This window comes from Pantoea sp. X-Soil-ISGK-275 (assembly GCF_059730795.1).
Genome location: NZ_AP035976.1, coordinates 1,829,648 through 1,849,579, shown reverse-complemented (window position 1 = coordinate 1,849,579; position 19,932 = coordinate 1,829,648). Strand labels below are relative to the sequence as shown.

17 protein-coding genes are annotated in these 19,932 nt (G+C 55.6%); 6 read left to right on the top strand and 11 right to left on the bottom strand.

Features of this window, described 5'->3' with window-relative positions; translation table 11 throughout:
* Positions 1-10 precede the first annotated feature (10 nt).
* Both AC6I8A_RS08610 and AC6I8A_RS08605 read left to right on the top strand, forming a co-directional pair.
* Complete coding sequence (locus tag AC6I8A_RS08610) at positions 11-1,402, top strand: L-cystine transporter (RefSeq protein ID WP_256696305.1); 1,392 nt, start codon at positions 11-13, stop codon at positions 1,400-1,402.
* Between the two features lie 198 nt (positions 1,403-1,600).
* Positions 1,601-1,984, top strand: a complete 384-nt coding sequence (locus AC6I8A_RS08605) for a DUF6515 family protein (RefSeq protein WP_101764583.1) — start codon at positions 1,601-1,603, stop codon at positions 1,982-1,984.
* A 55-nt stretch (positions 1,985-2,039) separates the two neighbouring features.
* Here AC6I8A_RS08605 and osmE read toward each other — a convergent pair whose 3' ends face one another.
* Complete coding sequence (osmE, locus tag AC6I8A_RS08600; RefSeq protein ID WP_007892614.1) at positions 2,040-2,375, bottom strand: osmotically-inducible lipoprotein OsmE; 336 nt, start codon at positions 2,373-2,375, stop codon at positions 2,040-2,042.
* Positions 2,376-2,566: 191 nt separating this feature from the next.
* On the opposite strand from osmE, the gene AC6I8A_RS08595 reads away from it, so the two are divergent.
* From AC6I8A_RS08595 to cho, 3 genes are all read left to right on the top strand, one after another.
* On the top strand, positions 2,567-3,757 hold the full coding sequence (locus tag AC6I8A_RS08595) for a multidrug effflux MFS transporter (protein ID WP_256696304.1): 1,191 nt from the start codon (positions 2,567-2,569) through the stop codon (positions 3,755-3,757).
* Between the two features lie 117 nt (positions 3,758-3,874).
* Complete coding sequence (gene nadE / locus AC6I8A_RS08590; protein WP_008102906.1) at positions 3,875-4,702, top strand: NAD(+) synthase; 828 nt, start codon at positions 3,875-3,877, stop codon at positions 4,700-4,702.
* A 143-nt stretch (positions 4,703-4,845) separates the two neighbouring features.
* Positions 4,846-5,706 carry an excinuclease Cho gene (gene cho / locus AC6I8A_RS08585; protein ID WP_479486965.1) on the top strand — a complete coding sequence of 287 codons (861 nt, stop codon included), beginning with the start codon at positions 4,846-4,848 and terminating at the stop codon, positions 5,704-5,706.
* A 79-nt stretch (positions 5,707-5,785) separates the two neighbouring features.
* Here cho and spy read toward each other — a convergent pair whose 3' ends face one another.
* From spy to AC6I8A_RS08555, 6 genes are all read right to left on the bottom strand, one after another.
* On the bottom strand, positions 5,786-6,283 hold the full coding sequence (gene spy, locus AC6I8A_RS08580; protein WP_265296961.1) for an ATP-independent periplasmic protein-refolding chaperone Spy: 498 nt from the start codon (positions 6,281-6,283) through the stop codon (positions 5,786-5,788).
* 386 nt (positions 6,284-6,669) lie between these two features.
* Entirely contained in the window at positions 6,670-7,665 is a 996-nt protein-coding gene (gene astE / locus AC6I8A_RS08575; protein ID WP_154152517.1) for a succinylglutamate desuccinylase, read from the bottom strand.
* Positions 7,666-7,710: 45 nt separating this feature from the next.
* Entirely contained in the window at positions 7,711-9,039 is a 1,329-nt protein-coding gene (astB, locus tag AC6I8A_RS08570) for an N-succinylarginine dihydrolase (protein ID WP_497818314.1), read from the bottom strand.
* The gene (astD, locus tag AC6I8A_RS08565) at positions 9,039-10,505 is read right to left on the bottom strand and encodes a succinylglutamate-semialdehyde dehydrogenase (RefSeq protein WP_497818313.1); all 1,467 of its coding nucleotides are present in this window, start codon (positions 10,503-10,505) and stop codon (positions 9,039-9,041) included. Before astD ends, astB begins: the two co-directional genes overlap by 1 nt.
* Positions 10,502-11,533, bottom strand: a complete 1,032-nt coding sequence (gene astA, locus AC6I8A_RS08560) for an arginine N-succinyltransferase (RefSeq protein WP_497818312.1) — start codon at positions 11,531-11,533, stop codon at positions 10,502-10,504. Before astA ends, astD begins: the two co-directional genes overlap by 4 nt.
* Positions 11,530-12,750 carry an aspartate aminotransferase family protein gene (locus AC6I8A_RS08555; protein ID WP_154183270.1) on the bottom strand — a complete coding sequence of 407 codons (1,221 nt, stop codon included), beginning with the start codon at positions 12,748-12,750 and terminating at the stop codon, positions 11,530-11,532. Before AC6I8A_RS08555 ends, astA begins: the two co-directional genes overlap by 4 nt.
* Before the next feature lie 876 nt (positions 12,751-13,626).
* On the opposite strand from AC6I8A_RS08555, the gene AC6I8A_RS08550 reads away from it, so the two are divergent.
* On the top strand, positions 13,627-14,703 hold the full coding sequence (locus tag AC6I8A_RS08550; RefSeq protein ID WP_312182882.1) for a porin: 1,077 nt from the start codon (positions 13,627-13,629) through the stop codon (positions 14,701-14,703).
* Positions 14,704-14,793: 90 nt separating this feature from the next.
* Here the strand turns inward: AC6I8A_RS08550 and AC6I8A_RS08545 are convergent, their stop codons facing one another.
* The 4 genes from AC6I8A_RS08545 to AC6I8A_RS08530 form a co-directional block, all read right to left on the bottom strand.
* Positions 14,794-16,230, bottom strand: coding sequence for a YchO/YchP family invasin (locus AC6I8A_RS08545; protein ID WP_497818311.1), 1,437 nt, complete (start codon positions 16,228-16,230; stop codon positions 14,794-14,796).
* Positions 16,231-16,507: 277 nt separating this feature from the next.
* Positions 16,508-17,305 carry a glucose 1-dehydrogenase gene (locus AC6I8A_RS08540; RefSeq protein ID WP_497818310.1) on the bottom strand — a complete coding sequence of 266 codons (798 nt, stop codon included), beginning with the start codon at positions 17,303-17,305 and terminating at the stop codon, positions 16,508-16,510.
* An 11-nt stretch (positions 17,306-17,316) separates the two neighbouring features.
* A complete protein-coding gene (locus AC6I8A_RS08535; protein ID WP_154194790.1) occupies positions 17,317-18,384 on the bottom strand; it encodes an ABC transporter permease in 1,068 nt (355 codons plus the stop codon).
* A 20-nt stretch (positions 18,385-18,404) separates the two neighbouring features.
* Positions 18,405-19,925, bottom strand: a complete 1,521-nt coding sequence (locus AC6I8A_RS08530) for a sugar ABC transporter ATP-binding protein (RefSeq protein ID WP_497818309.1) — start codon at positions 19,923-19,925, stop codon at positions 18,405-18,407.
* Positions 19,926-19,932: the final 7 nt, after the last annotated feature.

The window sequence follows — 19,932 nt, the reverse complement described above, 5'->3', positions numbered from 1 at the left end:
GGAGTTGAGCATGGATTTTCCCCTCATTATTAATATCGTGGCGTTTGTCGCGCTGCTGATTCTGCTGAATCGCATTGGCAACCAAAGCTGGAGCCTGTCAAAGCGCGTGCTGACCGGTTTGGTTCTCGGTGTGGCATTTGGTCTGGCGCTGCAAACCATCTATGGCGAAAACAGCCCAACGGTGAAAGCGTCGATTGGCTGGTTCAACATCGTTGGTAACGGCTACGTGCAACTGCTGCAGATGATTGTGATGCCGCTGGTTTTCGCTTCGATCCTGAGTGCGGTCGCACGTCTGCACAATGCCTCATCTCTGGGTAAAATCAGCGTGCTGACCATTGGTGTGCTGCTGTTTACCACCGCCATCTCCGCGCTGGTCGGTGTGCTGGTGACCGGCCTGTTTGGCCTGAGCGCTGAAGGTTTGGTGCAGGGTGCGCAGGAAACCGCGCGTCTGACCGCGATTCAGAGCAACTACGTAGGCAAAGTGGCTGATCTCAGCACGCCGCAGCTGCTGCTCTCCTTCATTCCGAAAAACCCGTTTGCCGATCTGGCTGGCGCCAATCCAACCTCGATCATCAGCGTAGTGATTTTCGCCGCCTTCCTCGGTGTAGCGGCGCTGCAACTGCTGAAAGATGACAAGGTAAAAGGCGAGCGCGTACTGGTGGCGATCGATACCCTGCAATCCTGGGTGATGAAGCTGGTGCGTTTGATCATGAAGCTGACGCCGTACGGCGTACTGGCGCTGATGACCAAAGTGGTGGCCGGTTCCAACCTGCAAGACATCATCAAGCTGGGTGGCTTCGTGGTGGCCTCTTATCTCGGTCTGGCAATCATGTTTGCCGTGCACGCGCTGCTGCTGTCGATTAACGGCATCAACCCAATGCGCTTCTTCCGTAAAGTGTGGCCGGTGATCACCTTTGCCTTCACCAGCCGCTCCAGCGCCGCCAGTATTCCCCTGAACGTGGAAACCCAGACGCGTCGCCTTGGCGTGCCGGAATCGATCGCCAGCTTCTCAGCCTCGTTCGGTGCCACCATCGGCCAGAACGGTTGTGCGGGTCTCTATCCGACCATGCTGGCAGTGATGGTTGCGCCAACCGTGGGTATCAACCCGTTTGACCCAATGTGGATTGCGACGCTGGTAGGTATCGTAACGCTGAGTTCTGCCGGTGTGGCCGGCGTCGGCGGCGGTGCTACCTTCGCCGCACTGATTGTGCTGCCTGCGATGGGCTTGCCGGTGACGTTGGTCGCGCTGCTGATCTCCATCGAGCCGCTGATCGATATGGGCCGTACCGCGCTCAACGTCAATGGTTCAATGACCGCCGGTTCACTCACCAGCCGCTGGCTCGGATTGACCGACAAAAAAGTGCTGGAGAGCGACGAGCACGCCGAACTGGCACACCGCTAAATGTGATGCGTTCCAACAACGGCAGACCGCAAGGTCTGCCGTTTTTTTATGTTCTTTCCTCCCCAATCCCCCCCAATCATGGCGCTAGCGTCAGGAAAACGTTAAGCATGGTAAACAGAGGAAAAATCAGCCGCTTTTCGCTTGAGTTTTCGCTCAGGAAGGCCAATTCTGCAGTTAATCACAGCAGGAGAATCACCGATGAAAACAGTTATCGCCTCGGTGCTGGCGTTAACCTTATTAACACCAGCCATCAGTTTTGCCCATCCCGGCGGTTGGGGCCCCGGCCCAGGCCCGCATTGGGGTGGAGGTCCACGTTGGGGTGGTCCCGGCCCGCTGCGTTTCCTACCCGAAGCAGCAACCGCCGTGTTGCTGGGCGGTCTGACCTATTACATGCTGAACGGCAACTACTATCAGCGTCAGGGCGACACCTATGTGGTGGTGCAGCCGCCTGAAGCCCCGCCGGGCGGCGGTATGCGCGTGCTGGATTTCAACGGCAAGCGTTATTACGTGCAGGAAGGTCATTACTACCAGCGCGAGATTGGCGGCGAGTATATCGAAGTGCCGCGTCCTTACGGTTTATAAGCGCCACAAGGAAAAACGGCCCGTCAATGACGGGCCGTTTCTTATTCTGCTGCGATTACTGAGCCGCTTGCGGATCGGTATCGTAGTCTTTACAGCTCTGGAAACCGTAGTTCATGACGCGACCGGTATCGTTATAGCTAACGAAATAGGTCTGCGGTTTGCCGTCGCGCTCGCCAATCACGTAGGTCTGGCAAGTACCGCGGGCGTGAACCATGGTGATTTCAGTAGAAGCTGGACCGGCAATCTGGCGAACCTGATCGCGCGTCATCCCTTTCTTCACATCCTTCACCACAGGCTTGGTTACGTAGCTTTCAGCTTTGTCATAAGTCGTACAACCTGACAGGGCTGCCAGCGTCATAGCAGCAGCGATACATCCCATCACTTTATTCATATTGTTGTTCCTCGTTTTTTGTCCGTATGAAATTAGCCTGGAACATAAATCCAGATTTATCAACTTTATGGGATAAATTTAGCTAAATTCAGAAGCGTTAGGATTTGGTAAAAATGCTGTGTTGATGCGCTACGGTTCGTATAATCACCCGCGAAAAAATACCTATAGCAATGAATAAAGAAAGAGGATTAATGACACCTGCACCTTCTCATCGGCTGGTTTATGCCATCACGCTGGGCCTGCTCGCGGCGCTCGGGCCACTTTGTATCGATCTTTACCTGCCGGCGCTGCCGGAACTGGCGCACGATCTGCACACCGAAACCGCCACGGCGCAGCTGAGCCTCACCGCCGGCTTGCTCGGTTTGGGTGCCGGTCAGTTGCTGTTTGGCCCAATGAGCGACAAATTTGGTCGCCTGCGTCCGCTGCTGTTATCGCTGGTGCTGCTGTTTATTGCCTCGATTGGCTGTGCGCTGGCAAAAGATATCAACTCGCTGTTAGTGGCTCGTTTATTTGAAGGATTGGCGGGCGCAGGCGGCGCGGTGCTGTCGCGTGCGATTGCCCGTGATATGTACAGCGGTCATGAACTGACGCGTTTCTTTGCCCTGCTGATGCTGGTCAACGGGTTAGCGCCAATTGGTGCGCCGGTGCTGGGCGGAGCCTTGATGACGGTGCTCAACTGGCGCGGCATTTTCGTGGTGCTCGGCTGCATCGCCATCGTGTTGATCTTTCTCGCCCGCTGGAAATTGCACGAAACTTTACCGCCTGAGCGCCGCAGTCAGGGCTCGATCTTTTCTACCTGGGCGGCGCTCGGCCAGGTTGTCTCGCATCGTCAGTTTATGGGCTTCTGCCTGACGCAAGGTTTTATGATGTCCGGCATGTTTGCCTACATCGGCGCCTCGCCATTTGTACTGCAACAGCTGTACGGGCTGACACCGCAAGCCTTCAGCTTCTGCTTCGCTGCCAACGGTCTCGGCCTGATTATTGCATCACAAACCAGTGCGCGCCTCTGTCCGCTGTGGGGTGAATACCGCGTGCTGAAAGGCGGCCTGACGCTGGCTTTTGTCGCCTCAAGCTGTTTGCTGCTGGCGGGACTTACCGGCGCGGCGCTGCCGATTCTACTGGTCGCGCTGTTCTTCACCATTGCCAGTAACGGCGTAATCGCCACTACCGCTTCTTCGCTGGCGATGCAAAGCCAGGGCCAGCGTGCGGGCAGCGCCTCGGCAGTGATTGGCGTGTGCATGTTCACCTTTGGTGCCATCAGCGTGCCGATCACCGGCCTGGGCGGCACCTCGGTGGCAAGCATGACCGGTACCATTTTTGGCTGCTTTATGTTGGCGATTGTGTCGTTCAATTTGCTGGTGCAGAAGGCAAAAAACGCCTGATTTGCCAGCAAATAACCTGAACAACCAGCCGTGCGGCTTGTTGTTTGCGGGGAGAGGCGTTAGCTTTAGCAGAAGATTCGCATTGTGCCGTCAGGCTACTGACTTGAGGAGAGGTTCATGTCACTGCAACAGGAAATCATTGAAGCCCTTGGTGTAAAGCCCGTTATCGACCCGCAGCAGGAGATCCGCGTCAGCGTTGATTTTCTGAAGTCTTACCTGAAAGCCCATCCCTTTTTGAAAACGCTGGTGCTCGGCATCAGCGGCGGCCAGGATTCGACGCTAACCGGCATTTTGTCGCAAACCGCGATTCGCGAACTGCGTGAAGAGAGCGGCGATAACGATTACACCTTTATTGCCGTACGTTTACCGTATGGCGTGCAGGCCGATGAGCAGGATTGTCAGGATGCGCTGGCGTTTATCCAGCCGGACCGCACGCTGGTGGTGAACATCAAAGAAGCGATTCTGGCCAGCGAACGTGCGTTGAAAGACGCGGGTATCACAGTGTCGGATTTCGTACGCGGCAATGAAAAAGCACGTGAGCGCATGAAAGCGCAGTACAGCATCGCCGGCATGACAAAAGGCGTGGTGGTCGGTACTGACCATGCGGCAGAAGCGATCACCGGTTTCTTCACCAAGTACGGTGACGGCGGCAGCGACATCAACCCGATCTTCCGTCTGCACAAAGGCCAGGGCAAACAGCTGCTGAAAACGCTGGGCTGCCCGGAGCACCTCTATCTCAAACATCCGACCGCCGATTTGGAAGATGATCGTCCCGGCTTGCAGGATGAAGTGGCGCTTGGCGTCACTTATCAGCAAATCGATGCTTATCTGGAAGGTAAAACCATCGATGCTGCTGCAGCGAAAACCATCGAAGGCTGGTATCTGAAAACCGAACACAAACGTCGCCCGCCGATCACCGTGTTCGACGATTTCTGGAAACCGTAAGTTACGCAAGTGCGCATAAATGCGCCCCCGCCAAATCACCGTAGGGTCGCCATTCATGGCGACCAATGCAAATCAGAACCTAAAGTGGCGAGAAAAAGCACAGTTTGATACACTGGATAGACAACCAGTAAATGGAGTGTGCTTTGGTCAGACGTGCAGCCAGCCACCGCCTCGATTTCGATGCGGCAGCAATCTATCAATACCCCGAACATTTACGTCAGTGGCTGGAAGGTTTACCCAACCAGCCGGGCGTCTATACCTTTCACGGTGAAAGCGAAAATCTGCCGTTGTATATCGGCAAAAGCGTCAACCTGCGCAGTCGGGTGATGGCGCATTTCCGCACGCCGGATGAAGCCAAAATGCTGCGTCAGGCGCGACGCGTCACCTGGATTCCCACCGCTGGCGACGTCGGCGCACAGCTGCTGGAAGCGCAGATGATCAAAACGCAACAGCCGCTATTTAATAAGCGCCTGCGTAAGAATCGCCAGCTCTGTTCGCTGCAGCTGGGTGACGGTGCGCCGCAGGTGGTATATGCAAAGGATCTCGACTTCTCGCGCTCGCCCAATCTCTATGGCCTGTTTCGCAGTCGCTTTGCCGCGCTGGAGAAGCTAAAAGCCATCGCCGATGAGCAGCGTTTGTGTCACGGCTTGCTGGGGCTGGAATCGTTGCGCCCGGGACGCGGCTGTTTTCGCTCCGCCCTGAAACGCTGCGCCGGTGCCTGCTGCGGTAACGAATCGGTTGCTGAGCATCAGCAGCGCTTACATGCGGCGTTAGAGCAAATGCGCATTCAGTGCTGGCCGTGGCAAGGCCCGGTTGGCATGGTGGAAACGGGCACAGACCTCACCCAAATCCATGTGATCGATCACTGGTTCTGGCTGGGATCGGTAAACAGTGAAGCCGAAGCACGCCAGCTGCAGCGCGCCTCGCACGGTTTCGATCATGACGGTTATAAAATCCTCTGTCGTCCGCTGCTTTCTGGCGTGTTCCCGCTGATCGAACTTTAAAAACAAAACCGCCGAGGTTGCCCAAAGCATCAGATGCGATGGACAACCCCGGCGGTCTCTATTCAGTTAGCGAAAGAACTTATTCAGCATCAGCCGGCGGTGGCGTCATTTTGCCATCGTGCGGGCCTTTCTCGGTTAAGCGCTTCTCAAAGTTCGCGTTGTACTGTTTCTTCTGCTCTGGTGTCAGCACGTTGTAGATCTTGTTCTGGGTTTCCATCATCTGCAGCGCACGATCTTTGGCGTTCGCGGTCATCTTCTCAGCCTGCGCTTCGGCTTTCGCACGGTCGAAGGTATCGGAAGCGATGATGGCATGGTCAGCACGACGCTCTTCCAGCGACGGGCGCTTCATCTCTTTGTGGCCATCACGCAGGATAGTTTTGATCTGCGCTTTCTGCGCATCGGTCAGGTTCAGACCTTTAAACATCATCTCCATACCGTGATGTCGCATCGGCGGCTTGTGCATCGGTTTTTCGCTGCCTGCTGGCGGCGGAGTCAGGTTGTCTGCCGCTGCATGGACGATATTTGCAGCACCAAGAGCCATTGCGGTAGCCAGGAACACAGAAGTTAATTTACGCATAATATTGTCCTTACTTATCAGTTTAATGACGACAGCCGGTGTCGCGTCTTCGGAAACAAGCATACGACGCTGAACGTCAACTACTCAGAGGCTGAGTAAAGCCCTGAAAGCATAAAAGACAGAGATCAGGCAATCATGGAGAGAAAGAGAAGAAATGCGTGAGGAATTGCAAAAGTTTATGACAATCAAGGGAAAAAACGCAGGAATTAAGGAGGAGTGTAACGGTATTGTTGGTTTTCAGGAAGGGAAATGTCGGCGGTTTTAACGCCTCTGCACTTTGATGCCCTCTCCCTGGCCCTCTCCCACAGGGAGAGGGAAACGCTGCAACATGTTAGCTCGATCAATTCCCTCTCCCGCCTGCGGGAGAGGGTTAGGGTGAGGGAAAATTACAACGCCAGCGCCTGCGTCTGTTCATTCTCCTCCACCAGCATCAGCCCGGCGCGCAATCCCGGCGCAACATTCGGATTGGGGAACAGCACATATTCGCGCGCCTGCTGCACGTAGTAACGCCGGTCGCCCTCTTCCGCCAGCAGCGTGCCCTGCGGGAACGCGGTGAAGTTCAGTGTCTCTGGCCCCATGTGCAACACAAACTTATCACCGTGACGGGTCAGCTGCTGCGCCACGCGATAATGGCGCGGCTGCTCGCGCACCTCCGGCAAGGTCTCGCCATACAGCAACGCCGCCAGCGCCCGCTGCACGCCGCTAAACTGACTCAGATCGTTCTCACCAAACGGCAACGCCTTACCGAGCTCCAGCGTGCAGCTCGCCGCATTATGGTGCTCACAGCTGTAATGGGTGAAGGTGCCGCCCGGTGACCGGTGGAACACCAGCGCCTCCATTTCTGCCGCCGCCAGCCAGTGCATAAACTGTTCGGGCCACGGATTAGGATTCAGCGGCATCACGCCAAAACGCGCATGATACGAGCCGCGAATCGCGGTATGCAGATCAAGGTGCCAGCGCACTTCGTGATCGAGACAGGCACGCCAGAAACTCTCGAGCTCCTGCTCCAGCTGCAGCACACGCTGCGCTTCCGGTACATCGGCCACCTGCTGCCAGCGGCCACCAAACAGGCGGTTGATATCGTATTGCTGGTAGCGTTTGCCGCTGCGCAACGCGGCGGGGTTACCCAAAATCACCAGCAAACGCACCGCCAGCGGTTTCTCGCCCTTTAATAATGGCGTCAGCAACAGATTGAGAATCTCCACCGGCGCGGTTTCATTGCCGTGAATGCCCGCAGAGAGCACCAGCGCCTGCTGCGTGGGCGTGTGCGGCGTGAGGGACAGAAGTCCCTCGTTATGCCATTGCCAACTCAGATGATCGTTGCTGCCCTCTCTTTGCTGTGGCGGCTCACCAGACAAGGTCTGCTGTAAAAAATCCTGCATGTTCACTCCTTTATAACGACGTGGGGCGAACCTCTCACCCCGGCGTTAACGCTGAAACGCGTAGACACTGCCTAAGTCTAGCAGCTTCGTCAGCTCATCCAGCGCGGTGCGCCCTTCACGCAGCAGTTGCGGGTCGGCTAAATCGGCCTGGGTTAAGCGATCGCGGTAGTGGCGATCCACCCAATCGTTGAGCGTGGCAAACAGACGATCGTTCATCAGCACCGCCGGATTCAGCGCCTGACGCTCGGTTTCGGTTAACACTACGCGCAGACGTAAACAGGCCGGGCCGCCGCCGTTAAACATGCTTTCACGCAGATCGAACACTTTCAGTTCACGAATTGGCCCGCCGCTCTCCACCAGCTCGCTGAGATAACGCCACACGCCCGCATGCTGGCGCGACTCTTCGGGCAGCACCAGCAGCATTCCGCCATCGGCGCGCTGCAATAACTGGCTGTTAAATAGATAGGTATTGACCGCATCGGTTACCGACACTTTATCGCGCGGCACTTCAATCGGCTGGAAACCGCTGACGCGCGCGGCGAGGTAGTTCAGCAATTGAGGCTGATTAACAAAGGCATTCTGATGGCAGAACAGCACCTGCTGATTGCTCACCGCAATCACATCGTTATGAAACACGCCCTGATCGATCACCGCCGGATTTTGCTGGGCAAACAGCGTGCGCTGCGCATCGAGCTGATGCAAACGCGCCACCGCTTCGCTGGCTTCACGGGTTTGGCGCGCCGGATAACGTGCCGGTGTTGCGCCCTGCTGCTGCCCATCGCGGCCATAAATAAACAGCTGCACGCCCGCATCGCCATAATCACTGCCGAAGCGATTGTGATTGGCTGCACCCTCATCACCAAATTGCGCCACCTGCGGCAGCGCATCATGCACGCTGAAGTGCTGCGGGTTACGAAAAATTGCACGCAGCAGATCGGCAGTTTCCGGCGCCTCAATGGCGCGGTGGAATTTGTTATTCAGATTGGCGACGGTGAAATGCACGCGTCCATCGGCGCTATCCGCCGACGGCGACACCGTGGCGGCATTGGCCACCCACATGGCTGAAGCGGAGCTGGCCGCCGACAGCAGCTGCGGCGCGTGCTTCGCCGCCTGCGCCAGCACTTGCTCATCGCTGCCGTTAAAACCAAGTTGGCGCAGCAGCGGCAGATTAGGACGTTCGTGCGGCGGGATCACGCCCTGCACGTAGCCCATATCCGCCAGCGCTTTCATCTTCAGCAAGCCCTGTTTCGCCGCCAGACGCGGGTTCGAAGGTTGCAGCTGATTGCGCGTCGAGGCTTCGTTACCAAACGACAATCCCGCGTAGTGATGTGTCAGGCCGACCAGCCCATCAAAGTTGGCTTCAAACGCTTTCATTATTTCGCTCCCTGCGCGGAGAAATCGAGGCCCGGCGATAAGCTGCCCGGCAGCGCCAGGCTTGGGCTCTCCAGCGACGCCATTGGCCACGCGCAATAATCAGCGGCGTACCATGCGCTGGCACGATGATTCCCCGAGGCGCCAATGCCACCAAAAGGTGCGGTGCTGGCCGCGCCGGTCAGCGGTTTGTTCCAGTTAACAATACCGGCGCGCGCCTCCAGCAACAGCTGATCAAACTGCGCGCGCTGGGGCGAAATCAGGCCGCATGACAAGCCATAACGGGTGTTATTGGCGATGGCAATCGCCTGCTCGAAGCTGTCGTAGCGAATCACCTGCAGCAGCGGACCAAACACCTCTTCATCCGCTAACTCTTTCACTTCGGTCACATCAATGATGCCCGGTGTGATGATGGCGCTGTCGCGATCCGGCCAGTGCATGCCGAGCAACACTTTTCCGCCCTTTTCCACCTGCTGCTGCCAGGCGGCAAAAATATGTCCGGCGGCGGCGGGTGAAATCACGCTGCCCATAAACGGCTGCGGCTCGGCATTCCACTCGCCAGGCTGCAAGCGCGCGCTGACCTCAACCAAACGCTGCAGGAAGGCATCGCCCGCCGCGCCCCGCTTCACCAGCAGACGACGCGCACAGGTGCAGCGCTGTCCGGCGGTAATAAAGGCCGACTGAATAGCGATATGTACCGCACCATCGAGATCAGAGGGATCTTCGACAATCAGCGCATTGTTGCCGCCCATCTCCAGCGCCAGCATTTTTTCTGGCTGCCCGGCGAACTGACGATGCAGGTGATAGCCGGTGGCGGCGCTACCGGTAAACAGCAGGCCATCAATTTGCGCTGCATTCGCCAGCGCCTGGCCGGTTTCACGCCCGCCCTGTAGCAGCGCCATCACGCCCGCCGGTAAACCGGCTTGTTCCCACAGCTGTACGGTTTTTTCTGCCGTCAGCGGCGTCAGCTCGCTCGGCTTGAACACCACGCAGTTCCCCGCCAGCAGAGCCGGCACGATATGGCCGTTCGGCAGATGACCGGGAAAATTATACGGACCAAACACCGCCAGCACGCCGTGCGGACGATGGCGCAACGAGCTCTCGCCGTCGGCCTGTTCGCCGGTGCGGCTGTGATAGGCCTTAATCGAAATGGCAATTTTGTTGATCATCGCCTGCACTTCGGTCAGCGTTTCCCAGCGCGGCTTGCCGGTTTCCTGGGCGATGGTTTCCGCCAGCGCGGTTTTATGGCTCTCGAGCAGACGGGCAAAACCTTCCACCAGCGCCTGACGTTCCGCAAACGGTTTTCTCGCCCACTGCGGGAACGCCGCGCGCGCCGCTTCGCAGGCCGTAGCCACTTGTGCTGCGGATGCTGCTTTGCCCTGCCACAGCGTTTCGCCGGTTACCGGATTGTGCTTGCTCAGGGCGTCAGCGCCGCCGGTCACCCATTGACCTTGAATAAAATGCGTCATGCTTTTTTCTCCTCGCGACACAACGTGACCACACGCAGTTGATCGCCAATGTTGCAGTGCAGCGCCGCGCGCTGGCTTTCAGTCAGTTTTACCGTGCCGGATGCCATATCCACCGGCAGCAGCGCCACGCGAAAATGCTGGTAATCGGCATTCGCCACCAGACACAGCGGCCAGCTTTCATCGGCTACACCGCTCTCAGCGGTTAACTGGCGACTCTTGCGAATGGCACGAATGCGATCGATTTCGCACTCCAGCGTCGGGCCGCCGTCGAAGATGTCGACATAGTTGAGATAGCGAAAACCTTCCGCCTCCAGCACCGCCCGCGCCGGCGCGGTTTTCGGATGGACTTCGCCAATTACTTTTTGCGCCGCTTCAGACAGATAATGAATGTAGAGCGGATGTTTGGGCATCAGCTCGGCGATAAAGGCTTTCTGGCCTGTGCCGCTGAGGAAATCGGCTTTGCTGAACTCCATCGAGAAGAAGCGGCTGCCGACACTGTCCCAGAAGGGCGAGTGGCCATTCTCATCGCTGACGCCACGCATCTCCGCCACCACGTGTTTCATAAAGCGGTCGCGGAAGTTAGCCATAAACAGAAAACGCGATTTCGACAGCAGATGGCCGTTTTTGCCATCGCGGTAATCGGGATCGAGGAACAGCGTGCACAGCTCGCTGCTGCCGGTGTGATCGTTGCTCAGCGACAGCGTCGGCAGGCTGGCATACACATTCAGCTCTTTCGAGGCGTGCACCTGCGTGCCAACGCGAAAGTTGTACCAGGGATCCTGCAAACCTACCGCCGCTTCGATGGCGCAAATGCCGACGGCGCGATTGTCTTCGCTGTCGGCCAGCACAAACACATAGCCTTGTTCGGCAGGCGGCAGCGCACCTTGCCAGGTGAGCAGCGAACGCTCAATACGGGCTTTGAGCGTATCGCTATCCGCAGGCAGCGAGGTTAAGCCGCCCCCGGTTTTGCCCGCCAGCGACAACAACTGCGAAAGATCGTCACGTTCGACGGGGCGAATCACCATCATGATGTGGCTCCTTTGAGCACGCGTTCACAGGCACGTTCGAAGCGCGCCAGGCCTTCTTTTACTTCACGCTCGCTGATGTTCAGCGCTGGCGCAAAACGCACCACGTTGGCACCGGCAATCAGCACCATCACGCCCTCTTCGGCCGCAGTGAGGTTGAACTGTTTGGCTTTACCGGCGAAATCGTCGTTCAGCACCGCGCCAATCAGCAGTCCCAATCCGCGCACTTCTTTAAACACCGGCAGACGCTGGTTAAGTTCCTGCAACGCAGTAACAAACCATTGATGACGCTCGGTTACGCCCGCCATAAAGGCTGGCTGGTTGATCAACTCCATCACTTTGCCCGCTACGGCGCCCGCCAGCGGGTTGCCGCCGTACGTGGTGCCGTGCGTGCCGACGCCCATTACCTGCGCTAAATCTTCACGCGTCAGCATGGCACCAATCGGGAAGCCGCCACCGAGCGCTTTGGCGGTGGTTAATACATCCGGCGTCACGCCGTAATGCATGTAGGCGTACAGCGAACCGGTACGACCCACGCCGCTTTGTACTTCATCAAAAATCAACACCGCATGATGCTTATCGCAGAGTTCGCGCAGTCCGCGCAGGAAAGACGGATCGGCTGGCAGCACGCCGCCTTCCCCCTGAATCGGCTCGACGATCACCGCGCAGGTTTGGTCATTGATCAGCGCGGCCGCCGAGGCCAAATCGTTGAAATTAGCATGCTCAACCGCTGGCGGCAGCGGCGCAAAATCACGGGAATAAGCCGGTTGTCCGCCCGCTGTCACGGTAAACAGCGTGCGACCGTGGAAGGCGTTATTAAAGGCAACGATGCCATTCTTCTCAGCGCCGAAACGGTCGTGCGCGGTTTTACGCGCCAGCTTCAACGCGGCTTCATTCGCTTCGGCGCCGGAGTTACAGAAGAACACGCGGTCAGCAAAGGTGGCATCAATCAATTGTTTGGCGAGACGCAGGATCGGTTCATTGGTGTAGCCGTTACCGGTATGCCACAGTTTGCTCGCCTGTTCGGTCAGCGCCTGCTGCAACGCGGGATGCGCATGACCCAGGGCGTTAACGGCAATGCCACCGGCGAAATCGATATACTCTTTGCCTTGCTGATCCCACAGCGTAGAACCTTCAGCACGAACCGGTACAAAAGCCGCGGGTGCATAAACTGGCATCATCCATTGATCGAAATTTTGACGCGAAACCTGCTGTGACATAGCCCTTTCTCCTGCTCCACACCCGGTGAAGCCTTTGTTTTGAAATTGTTAAAAATGTTAAGTGGCAGCTCTACTGTATCTTGCAGATAGCGTGCCAGCCAGCCACAAAAATGCATAAACGTCTTGCCACTACGAAATATCAATAACTTAAGAAGTAATGCTATTCACATTAATTGCATAAAAAGTGAATATCAGTCTGATGTGGGCTGAATAGCAGCAATTTATTTAGCGGATTTATGCATTGGCAAAATGAAATATTGCTTTTGTGATCGGGCAGGAAATATTTCGCCAAATTAATGCGATAAACGCACTTTTTTGGGGCGCAATGTGCCTGATTGGTGCAGGAAAGTGTTAGCGCGGTGCAAATTTAGCATCCGGGTAATTAATTAGGTTTTAACATTTGCCTCGCTGGATTGAATATTATTTCGCCAGTTCATTGTTAAGCGAAAAGCTAAATAACATTTGTGACCAAGGTTATTATCAGAACAGAAATAAAAGGACACAAAGCCATGAAACCGATAATTACTCTGCTAATGATTAGTTGGATTCAGATATTTGCTATTGAACAATAATGCATAGGCTTGTGCTATTTCATGAACGAGCTACTTACTTTATTTACGCATCTTTAAATTTAAAATTAACTAATAAAATCATATAAATAAATATTTAAATCATCTTCCTGCCTTTTGTCTTATGGATAAGTTTAACCAATACAAAATTCCACATAATGGAATTTAAGAGTAAAAATCACACAAAAAGTTAACGAGAAATATTTAGTTACATATATTGCACTGTCGATCTTGAACCTTTTGTGTCATTTTCTTTTCACCCCGAACAAGGGGACAAAATTAAAAAATATCACAGGGTAAAAATTAAATGATGAAGCGCTCCTTACTGGCAGCAGTGATGCCTTTACTGCTGGGACTTTCTTCGGCTCAGGCCGCCGAAATCTATAACAAAGATGGCAACAAACTGGATCTGACCGGCAAAATTAACGTCTCGCATCTGTTCTCTGATAACGATGCGTCAAATGGCGACACCTCGTCTTATACCCGTCTGGGTTTTAAAGGCGAAACCAAGATCAATGACCAGCTGACCGGCTATGGCCAATGGCAGTATCAGTACAGCCTGACCAACTCTGAAGGCAGCAGCGATGCCAACAACGGTAACAGAACCCGTCTGGGCTTTGCTGGTTTGAAGTTTGGTCAGTTTGGCTCTATCGATTACGGTCGTAACTACGGTCTGATTTATGATGTGCTGGGTTACACCGATATGCTCCCCTTCTTCGGTGGCGATCAAGGTTACTCTGATGGGTTCCTGTCCAGCCGCTCAGGTGGTGTGCTGACCTGGCGCAACAAAGATTTCTTCGGTCTGGTGAAAGGCTGGAACGTCGCCGCTCAGTACGAAGGTAAAAACGATCGTAACAATGCAGACATTGCGGTTCGCCGTTCAAACGGTGATGGCTTCGCACTCTCCACTTCCTATGACTTCGATTTCGGTCTGAGCCTGGTTGGCGCTTACGCCAGCCTGGATCGCACCAATACGCAGAACCAGGCCTTACGTGGCGATGGCGAGAAAGCACAGCACTGGACTACTGGCCTGAAATACGATGCGAACCAGATTTATCTGGCAACCATGTACGGCGAAACGCTGAACGCAACCCCAATCAATGGTGGCTTTGCTAACAAAGCGATTAACTTTGAAGCTGTGGCGCAGTATCAATTCCTGAACGGCCTGCGTCCTTCAATCGGTTACGTTTCATCGAAAGGCAAAGAGATTGAAAATATTGGTGATGTCGATCTCACCAAATACGTTGCTGTGGGTGGTACTTACTACTTCAACAAAAACATGTCTGTGTATGCTGAATACAAAATTAACCTGTTGAAAGACAACAATGCGCTGAACATCCCAACTGACGATGTCACCGCTGTAGGTCTGGTTTACCAGTTCTAAGTTGCAATACCCTCATTGCTATTCGGCTAGTGTCGGCAGAATAGGCGCAAAGGGCAGCGAAAGCTGCCCTTTTTTATTGGCGAGTGGCAATTACGGCGCCATCAAATCAAAGCGATTATCATCGCCCTGATCCAGTGAGAACGGCGGCTGCAATTGCAGGACGATCTCGTTCGAAGTGACGCGGTTCTGTTTGCTGTCTTCTAACACCACCGACAAGCGATAACTGTTATGCGCGCCCGGCGAGCTATCCCACGCGGGCATGATTACGCTCCAGCCCTGCGGATCGTTGGGATTGGCACCCGGCGTCAGGCTCAGCGCCTGCGTATCGCCCTGCCACATCACTTTAGCGATTGGGTTAGTGCTGCGGATCTGCAGTTTCAGCGGCAAACTTTCTCCGCCATTCAGCTGCCACGGCGGCGTGGCGAGAAATACCGACAGCGTTTTACGCTGGCGATATTCCAGCACCGGCGTATAGCTGCGCGTCACGTTATCGTAACGACTGCCGCGCAGCGAGTGCGCCGCCGCGACATTATCCGGACTCAGCTGCTGGCTGAGCGCCACGCCAAAGCGGTAGTTGAGACGCAAACCGAGCTGATCCTGGCTCTCACCGCTGTCGCTGGTTTTGTGGCTGGCGGATAAGGTCACCAGCGGCACTGGCGTATAAGTAACACCAAAGGTCAATGCCGACGGATTGTGGTAGCGATTGCCGGAGCTAAACAGATCGACGTTATCGCCAAGATATTGCTGCCAGCTCACCGATGCACCGAGCTGGCGATACTGCGGCAAATAGCCCTGGGTGGTGAAATCGTAGCCGCGTGCCATTCGCTGCTGCTGGAAGGGATTGCGATCCTGCCAGCCTGAGAGCGGCGTGTAGTAGTTGGCGGAGAAGCGCAGATAATCGCCCCACGCTTCGGTACCCAGCGAAGCGCGCTGTAGGCCGCTGCTGAACATACGGTCAACAAAGCCGTTATAGCCCAGCTGCCATTTGCCCGCCATCCAGCGCTGACCAAGACCCACATTGCCCACCAGCCCATCATCGGTTTGATGCAAACCCACCTGACTGAAGGTCAGGTAGCGATAGTTATCCGCCCACGGTGTCAGCAGCGAAGCACCGCTGCCGTTAAAGTTGCCATCGATGTCCACGTTAAAGTCGATCTGCGCGTTGCCATACGGCGACAGCAATGATTGACCTTCATTGACCAGTCGATTTCCCACTTCATCGCGGAAATGATTAAAGGCCCACAGACCGGCCTGTTGGCTTAAGGAATTGTCGTCGGTGCTGTTCTGGCTGGCTTCGCCAATGCTTTTGGCAATGGTCGCCAGCTTTTTGTTAAACGCTTCGGTTTCGTCCTGATAGCCCAACGCGGGCAATTGATCGGCCATTTTCTGGAAACGTGTGGGATCGCTAAACGGCGCATCGGCGAGTTTAGTGTCAGAAATCAACGCCAGCGCAGGCGCGGATGCAGCAAGTAATGAAAAACCAGAGAGATATCGCACGCTTTTGAGTGATAACAAAGTAGATAACATAGCTAAAAATAGGGTTCGACCCAGTTCAGAATTTGAGGTGGCTCACAAAAGTGCATAAGTCTACCCTAGCATATTCTGATGCAAGTGCCGGAAATGTCTGGTTTCGATTAAGACAATGATGCGTACTTTCGGATTTGTAGGGTGCCCATTCATGGGCACCCGGAAGCCAGGTCGCCATAAATGGCGCCCCTACGAATGCGGCAATTGTTTTGTAGGGTGCCCATTAATGGGCGCCTGGAAGTTAGGTCGCCATAAATGGCGCCGCTACGGAGAGCTATCAGGAGAAGATTAAACCGCCATCCACATTGATGGTCTGCCCGGTGATATAGCGTGCATCGTCAGAAGCGAGGAAAGCCACCAACCCGGCGACATCTTCCGGCTGTCCCGCGCGCTTAAGCGGGATATTTTCTACCCACTCCGCCATTAATTCGCCTTTGCCATACTGCTTTTTATCGCTGCTGAGGATCTCGCCCCACACGCGATCGTTGTAGTCCCACATTTCGCTCTCAATAATGCCAGGACAGAAGGCATTCACCGTGATATGCCACGGCGCCAGCTCCAGCGCCAGGCTTTGGGTAATCCCGATTACGCCCATCTTGCTGGCCGCATAGTGCGGAGTATAAATGAAGCCCTGACGTCCCTGGCCGGACGAAGTGTTGATCAGGCTGCCGCTGCCCTGCTTGACCATATATTTCGCCGCTTCGCGACAGCACAACCACACGCCGGTGGTGTTCACCGCAAGGATCTTCTCGAAGTCGCTTTTTGGCATCGAATCGAAGCGCTCGATGGTGATGACGCCTGCATTTTGAATCGACACATCAATGCTGCCAAAGCGTTTAGCCGCCTGTTGATAGAGTTGCTGAACCTCAGCTTCATCGGTAACATCAACCTGCAGCGCCAGAATCTCACTACCAAACTGCTGCTCGATGGCCTGCGCAGTGCTGAAAACCCGTTCCGAGTTCGACACCATCACCAATCGCGCGCCGTCGCCGGCAAAGCGCGCGGCAATGCCCGCGCCAATGCCGCGGCATGCGCCGGTAATCACCACTGTTTTGCCACTAAAATCGCGTGTCATATTGCCTCCTGTTATCCATGTGTCGCTTCAGGCAGGGCGGCCGATTGCTGCTTTTTTTCATGTCTGCGCAGCAGCACCACCTTACTTTGTAATTTTTGCTGGAACTGGTCGATCACCACCGCAGTAACAATTACCAGACCTTTAATCACCATCTGCCAGAAATCGCTGACGCCCATCATCACCATGCCATCGGCAAGGAACACGATGACAAAGGCACCGATAATCGAGCCCGAGACCCGCCCGCGGCCGCCCGCCAGCGCCGTGCCACCCAGCACCGTGGCACCGATGGCGTCCATCTCAAACATGTTGCCGGTCATCGGGTGCGCGGTTTGCAGCTGCGACGCCACAATCAAACCGACCAGCGCGGCGCACAAACCGGAAAAGGCATAGACAAACACTTTGACTTTGATAATCGGCACACCCGCCAGGCGCGCCGCCGATTCGTTGCCGCCGGTGGCGTAGATGTATCGACCGAGCGGCGTTTTACGTGTCAGATACAAACCCAGCAGCAGGAAGCCGAGCATCATCCATATAGGGATATACACGCCCAGCACCGAACCGGAACCCAGCAAGGCGAAGCCGGTATTGCCGAGCGCTGGCGTGCCGACGAGGTTGGCGTAGGTGCTGCCATCGTTGAACAGCAGCGCCGCGCCGCGTGCCACATACATCATGCCGAGCGTACAGATAAAGGGCGCGACGCCGAGTCGCGTGACCACCGCACCATTAATCAATCCCAGCGCCACGCCGAACAGCGCCACCACCAGAATCACCTCGGGCACGTTGAAGAACAGCACGTTACCGCCCCACAGCGGAACGCCGTTGGTGAGCAGCGCACCCGCCACCATGCCGCATATGCCCGCCACCGCGCCCACGGAGAGATCGATGCCGCCGGTCAAAATCACCAGCGTCATGCCGATCGCCAGCAAGCCGGTGATCGCCACATGCTGCGTCATGATCAGCAGGTTGGAGGTGGTCAGGAAGTTAGGCACCATAAAGCTGAAGAAACTCACTACGATTAATAAGGCAATAAAGGTGCGCGCCTTAAGCAGGTACATGTAGATTAGGTATTTTTGATTCATCGTTTTACTCTCCAGCAGGCTCAATCATGCGGCGTTGAGGCGCCAATCAGGGCTTCGCGCGTGGCCGCCGCGCGCGGTAAATCGGCGGTAATACGACCATCCGCCATCACCAGAATGCGGTCAGCCAGCGCCATCACTTCATCCAGCTCGGACGAGGAGAACATCACTGCCAATCCCTGTTGCGCCAGGTTGCCAATCAGGTGATAGACGTCGGTTTTGGCGCCCACATCGATGCCGCGCGTCGGCTCATCCAGCAGCACCACCTGCGGCCCGGTCATCAGGGCTTTGCCCAGCACCACTTTTTGCTGATTGCCACCGCTTAGGGAGGTGATCGGCAATTCGGCATCGCTGACTTTGATGGCAAGATGGCCAATCATTTCATCGACGCGGTGCTTTTCTTTGTGCGGATTGAGCATGCGCCAGCAGCGGCGGAAGCCGCGCAGACTGAGATCGCTGAGCGTCATGTTGGCGGTGATCGACATCAGCTGCACCACGCCTTCGGTTTGACGATCTTCCGGCACCAGCGCGATACCTTTTTTCAGTCGCTGCTGGAAGCTGCGCTTCTCCAGCGCTTCGCCGTTCAGACTGACACTGCCCGACTGACAGTGCATCATGCCAATCAGCCCCTTGAACAACTCGGTGCGTCCCGCGCCCAGCAGGCCGTAGATACCAATCACTTCGCCTTTGCGCAGCGTGAAAGAGACATCATTGAGCTTGTAGCCGCCGTTTTGATGCAGCGCGGTCAGCCCGTTGACGCTGAGTACCGTTTCGCCCTGCGTCGCCGGTTGGTAATCGAAGTGTTTCTTCTTGTCGCCCACCATCTGCTCGATGATCCACGGAATCGAGGCGTCGCGGACTTCGCGTTCGCTGATAAAGCGTCCGTCGCGGAAGATGGTGATGTGATCGCCAATTTCCATCAGCTCTTCCAGTCGATGTGAGATATAGATAATGGTGACGCCACGCCGTTTAAGCTGGTCGATGACGTTGAACAGCACTTTCACTTCTGACTGGCTGAGCGCGCTGGTCGGTTCATCCATGATCAACACGCGCGTGTCCTTTGACAGCGCGCGGGCGATTTCCACCAGCTGCTGATGGCCGATACCCAGTTCAGCCAGCGGCGCGTAAGGATCGACATCCAGTTCCAGCCGTTCCAGCAGCGCTTTGGCCAGTGAATATTGGTACTTCTCGTTAATCACACCGCGCTGGAAAAACTCATTGGCCATGAAGATGTTGTCCATCACGTTCATGTTGGGAAACAGGTTCAGCTCCTGAAAGATAATGCTGATGCCCAGTTTTTCCGCCTGATGTGTGGAACTCAGCGACACGGCTGCGCCGTCCAGCAGAATCTCGCCCGATGAGGGGATCTCCACGCCAGCCAGCATTTTCATCATGGTGGATTTGCCCGCGCCGTTTTCGCCAATCAGCACGTTCACTTTGTTGCGATAGACGCGGTAATTGACCTGATCCAGCGCGGTGACGCCGGGATAGATGCGCGACACGTTGCGGGTTTCAATAATCACGTCATGTTGAGGCTGTTGCATATCCGCT